This window comes from Microcystis sp. M31BS1 (assembly GCF_020245285.1).
GTDB classification, from domain to species: domain Bacteria; phylum Cyanobacteriota; class Cyanobacteriia; order Cyanobacteriales; family Microcystaceae; genus Microcystis; species Microcystis panniformis.
The window spans coordinates 1-4677 of record NZ_JADBVE010000424.1 but is presented as its reverse complement, the minus strand read 5'-3'; the positions used below and the strand labels follow the sequence as shown (position 1 = coordinate 4677).

General features: G+C 46.2%; 4 protein-coding genes. 1 reads left to right on the top strand and 3 read right to left on the bottom strand.

Features of this window, described 5'->3' with window-relative positions; genetic code table 11:
• Positions 1–417 precede the first annotated feature (417 nt).
• Together IM509_RS23920 and opcA are read right to left on the bottom strand one after the other, a co-directional pair.
• Positions 418–1002, bottom strand: coding sequence for a Uma2 family endonuclease (locus tag IM509_RS23920; protein WP_052276489.1), 585 nt, complete (start codon positions 1000–1002; stop codon positions 418–420).
• A gap of 157 nt (positions 1003–1159) precedes the next feature.
• The gene (gene opcA, locus IM509_RS23915) at positions 1160–2515 is read right to left on the bottom strand and encodes a glucose-6-phosphate dehydrogenase assembly protein OpcA (RefSeq protein WP_052276488.1); all 1356 of its coding nucleotides are present in this window, start codon (positions 2513–2515) and stop codon (positions 1160–1162) included.
• Between opcA and IM509_RS23910 the strand changes: the two genes are divergently transcribed.
• On the top strand, positions 2504–2635 hold the full coding sequence (locus IM509_RS23910) for a hypothetical protein (RefSeq protein WP_287717364.1): 132 nt from the start codon (positions 2504–2506) through the stop codon (positions 2633–2635). The two genes, opcA and IM509_RS23910, sit on opposite strands and share 12 nt — an antisense overlap.
• A 29-nt stretch (positions 2636–2664) precedes the next feature.
• Here the strand turns inward: IM509_RS23910 and zwf are convergent, their stop codons facing one another.
• A complete protein-coding gene (gene zwf / locus IM509_RS23905; RefSeq protein WP_052276487.1) occupies positions 2665–4194 on the bottom strand; it encodes a glucose-6-phosphate dehydrogenase in 1530 nt (509 codons plus the stop codon).
• Positions 4195–4677 lie beyond the last annotated feature (483 nt).

Genomic DNA, 4677 nt, shown 5'->3' with positions numbered 1-4677 from the left:
TTTTGTACCAAGCGATGTACTACAAGAAGGATAATGCAAGGTTTTTGAACGTCCCAATCCTATTTTCTTGCACTAACATCGGACTTTAACAGGTCAAAAGCTTTATTTTAAAAGGGTTTTACCATTATTCAGCAAACCCTAATTATCTCTAATATCTAAGGTTTAAAAAAGGTGGGTGTTGCCCCACCTTTTTTTTATGAATTATGAATTATGAATTAGGGAGTGGGTTTTTCAAGTTGGATTGGGAGTTAATCATACCAAGACCTTTGCGACAAACCCTAAATAAGCTAAGACGTATTTAAACCGCTTATTCTTATTAGCCGAATCTCCCTCAATCCCTTTACTGTTGCCTTTTGCCTCTTGCCTCTTGCCTCGTCTCAACAAGCAATTTAAATTACGAACAGCTTAGTTGAGTCATTAGGATACTTCAATCGCGGTAAAATCCACTCGCTGATATAAATCTGTCAGGGATATTTGAAAATCTAGAGAAAACAAAGTTAAAATCGCTTCTTGGCTGTGATAATCCCGAAATTCCCAATGATCGCCTCTTTTATGAAATTGTTCTATATAATAACCATATTGATCGATTAAAATATATTCTTCAAAACTATTAAGAGAACGGTAAAATTTAAACTTATCACCCCGATTATAGTCTTGAGTAGATTTTGATAAAACCTCGATAATAACCTGTGGATTGGTAATCGTATCGGTGCGTCCTCTTTCAAGAATTGGTTCCCCCTTAACGATCATAATATCGGGATAGGTGTACACATTATAGGCGGGTATGGCCAAGCGTAGATCGGTGATAAATATATCATAGGCTTGATTCTGGATAGTTAAGGGAAATCTTCTGTAAAAATTTCCCGCAATGCGATTATGGTTAGGAGTTCCCCCGGTCATAACAATAATTTCTCCATCTCGATACTCGTGTCTGTCGGTGGCAGTTTCCTCTAGTTGAAAGTATTCTGCGACTGTGTAGCGTTTCTCAGTGGTTGCGACCATATTGCCCCCTTGAAAGCAAAGCTCTGTCTTTATGATAACCTGTTTTCCAAAAAGCTACAATTATCGGTTTTAATCAGGTGCTGACTGCCGTATAAATATTGAGAGACCTTGTTAACAAGGTCTCTCGAAAGTGGGTGGGATTATTATCTCTAATTTGCTAGTCTGGTTGGGATAATTTGAGGATAGCGCCGGTGACTTTCATGCTTTCTTGATAAAGCACATCTTGGCCCCAACGCTGTAACTGTTTACCTAGCAGAGTTTCTGTTTTTTGGTCTTCCAGATGGGACACTTGTTCAATGCGGCAAGATTGGGCCCCTCCCGAAGCTTCCATCCGCATACAGCCGGTAGTTCCCGAACAAATTACCGTACAACAATCGGCGTGAAGATTAGTAGAACTGAGTTTAATACTAATCAGATCCCCTTGTATCTCACCCCAATCGGCCACGGGAATACCGGCTAATTCCGCCTCAATTAAACGCTGGTCCTGACCGAGGAAACTAATCCGATGAATAGCGTAATCTCCCGACTCGTGAGTATATCCCACCGGTCGCCATTGTAACCGGCTGGCCATCCAACCGAGGAACATAAAAGCTTGGCAAGGATTGCCCTTTTCGTAATCAATAGTGATGCGATCGACTTCCAGAATAGCATCCCGGCGCTCTGGGGGATCAAAAGCCTCGGCGGTTAGTTCTTGCCAAGGAGCGAGACGACTCCAGTTCAGGTCAGCTAATGGTACATCTGTTGCTAATAAATCCCCCACCTGCAGCAGTTCCGTTTCTGGCTCCCGAAAAGTGCTGGAATCGACGATAATCGTATCACATTGACTGGCCAGACGTTTAAATAGTCCATATTCCGCATCGGGACTGGCTTTCCACCAGAGAAATTTTGGCAAACTGGGAATAGTTAACTCGGAAATAATGCCGCCAATTCGTTCCAAAGCTTCCGCCGTACCGCTTAAAGTAACGTATTCACAGCAAACTAAAGTGTTCTGACTACGTTTGTTAACGGGACAATAGGCAGAAACGGAGGCTTTTACCCCTTCATCGGCCTCGGCAGTGGGACAGAGGGTAATAATGCGACAGGGATTGGAAGCAGCGATCGCATCTGCGACCCCAATCGCATCCAAATCGGCGGCGTATTGACGATGATTAGCCCCGTCCTCGGCGTTTTTTTCCGCTTCCCAGGCTGCCCTTAACCGGGCGACAAATTCATCGCTAGAAAGCCCAGTTACTTCTAGTCCTAGGTCCTTTTGGGCGACTTTGATGGCGGCGTGGGTCCGCGGACCGGCAATACCATCAATCGGGCCGGTGTAATAGCCGAGAAGGGTTAACAATTCCTGTACCGCGTCGGGTTCATAGACAATAAAGCTAAAGGTAGTGGCCCGGGTGGCGGCCATACCATCCTCATTATTATTATAGGATTGCCAGATATCGCGCAGTTCCTGCTCGATCACATCGATGGAAACATCTTTCGGTGCTTGCAGGGAGACAATGGGGGGGCTTTGGGTAGTCATGTCAGTTATCAGTTATCAGTTATCAGTTATCAGGGATTCAGTTACCAGTTATCAGTGATTCAGTTACCAGTTATCAGATGTGAGTTATCAGTTATCAGATGTGAGTTTTTAGTTTACTGATTACTGCTCACTGATTACTGTTCACTGTATTAGAGTCGTCGCCAACGACGGCCATCGCGGTTAAGGAGAAATTCCGCTTCTGTGGGTTCCCAGGTACCCGCTTCGTATTGGGGTACGGAGGCAGGATCGGCGGGAGCGTCCCAAGCGGCGAGAGCGGGAGTAACGATGCGCCATGCTTCTTCTACCTCGTCAGAACGGGTAAATAGGGTTTGATCTCCTAACATAGCGTCTAACAGTAGGCGATTATAGGCATCGGCGCTGGTGACACCGAAGGAGGAACCATAGCTAAAGTCCATTTCTACCGTGCGTGTGCGTAATTCCGACCCCGGCATTTTCGCCTCAAAACGGAGGGCAATACCTTCGTTAGGCTGAATTCGCAGACTCAGTACATTTGCATTAGTTTGTTGGGCCGCCGATTGGAAGATTAATAACGGCACATGGCGGAATTGGATGGCAATCTCGGAAACTTTTTTGGGCAGACGTTTACCGGTACGCAGGTAGAAGGGGACACCTTGCCAACGCCAGTTATCGACGATTAATTTCATGGCCACATAGGTGGGAGTGGTCGATTCCGGATTAACCCCCGGTTCTTGCCGATAGCCCAGAATGGGTTTTCCTTTCATCCAACCGGCTTTATACTGGCCGCGGATGGCGGATTTTTCCAGGTTATTAATATCGGCCAGGTGAGTCGCTTGCAGGACTTTGACTTTTTCGCCGCGGACACTATCAGCGTTAATAGCGTTGGGCGCTTCCATGGCCGTCAAGCAGAATAACTGCATCAGGTGATTTTGCACCATATCGCGCAAAGCTCCCGATTTTTCGTAATATCCGGCCCGCTCCTCCACTCCCACGGTTTCGGCCACGGTAATCTGGACGTGATCGATAAATTGACGATTCCAGAGGGGTTCAAAGATAGCGTTAGCAAATCGGAACACCAATAAGTTTTGGACGGTTTCCTTGCCTAAATAGTGGTCAATGCGATAAACTTGGTTCTCCTGACAAACCTCTTGTACGACTCGATTGAGAACTTGGGCAGAACTGAGATCTTTGCCAAAGGGTTTTTCGATCACTAACCGGTGTTTAATCGGGTCTTTCAGCATTCCGGCTGCCCCGAGGTTTTTAAGACCGGGGGGAAAGAAATTAGGAGAAACCGCTAGATAAAAGACTCGATTGCCGCGGGTTCCCCGGATTCCGTCTAATTCTTCCAGAAAAACTTTCATTTTGGCGTAACTTTCCGGATCGTCCATGTTGCCGGGGAAATAGTACAACCCTTGGGCGAAGTCTTGCCAATATTCCTCACTGCCAATCCCGTCGGAAAATTCTTCGATGCCTTGGCGCATCTGTTGGCGAAAATAATCATGACTCCACTCTCGGCGCGCTGTACCGACGATGGTTAATTCGGCCGGCAGTCGTCTTTCCCGTTTCAGTTGATAGAGGGCAGGAACCAGTTTTCTTTGGGTTAAGTCTCCCGATGCCCCAAAAATGACTAAGATTAAGGGTTCTGGGGTTCTTTCTTGTCGCAATCCCACTCGGAGAGGATTTTCGAGCAGCTTTACCATAGGATTTTGTCTAGCCGAGGTGCATTATTTTCCAGTCTAGCGAAAATACTCGACGGGATACCTAAATTGACGCTCCCATCGCACTAAGCGCTTCGGGATTCCCTGTTCATCCAGTTACCTTATCTACTAAGCTTTCACTTAATATAGCGTTTCCCAATCTCATGAGGTACACCAAAATCTTAACTCCTGAATCCCGAATCCTGACTCCTGACTCCTGACTCCTGAATCCTGACTCCTCAAAACCTAAGACTCTGTACCTCACAACTATGGGAATTGCTATAGACAGTGGGTAGTCTGTCCGAGGGCTTGAATTTCTGTCCGCCCGACAGTATTTGCCCGTGCGAGAATGATTAAAGTCAGTAAGAGAGTCGCCTCTCCTACTGCTCTACAAAACGGAACGTGACAATTTCTCGTCATTCCGCTCCTCAACTACACGGGGTTTGTCATTCCTACGTCATTACCAACATATCCTTTACCCAGATG

Excerpts from the sequence above, each read along its gene's own strand:
- IM509_RS23920 (WP_052276489.1), bottom strand. The coding sequence starts at position 1,002 with ATGGTCGCAACCACTGAGAAACGCTACACAGTCGCAGAATACTTTCAA.
- opcA (WP_052276488.1), bottom strand. The coding sequence starts at position 2,515 with ATGACTACCCAAAGCCCCCCCATTGTCTCCCTGCAAGCACCGAAAGAT.
- zwf (WP_052276487.1), bottom strand. The coding sequence starts at position 4,194 with ATGGTAAAGCTGCTCGAAAATCCTCTCCGAGTGGGATTGCGACAAGAA.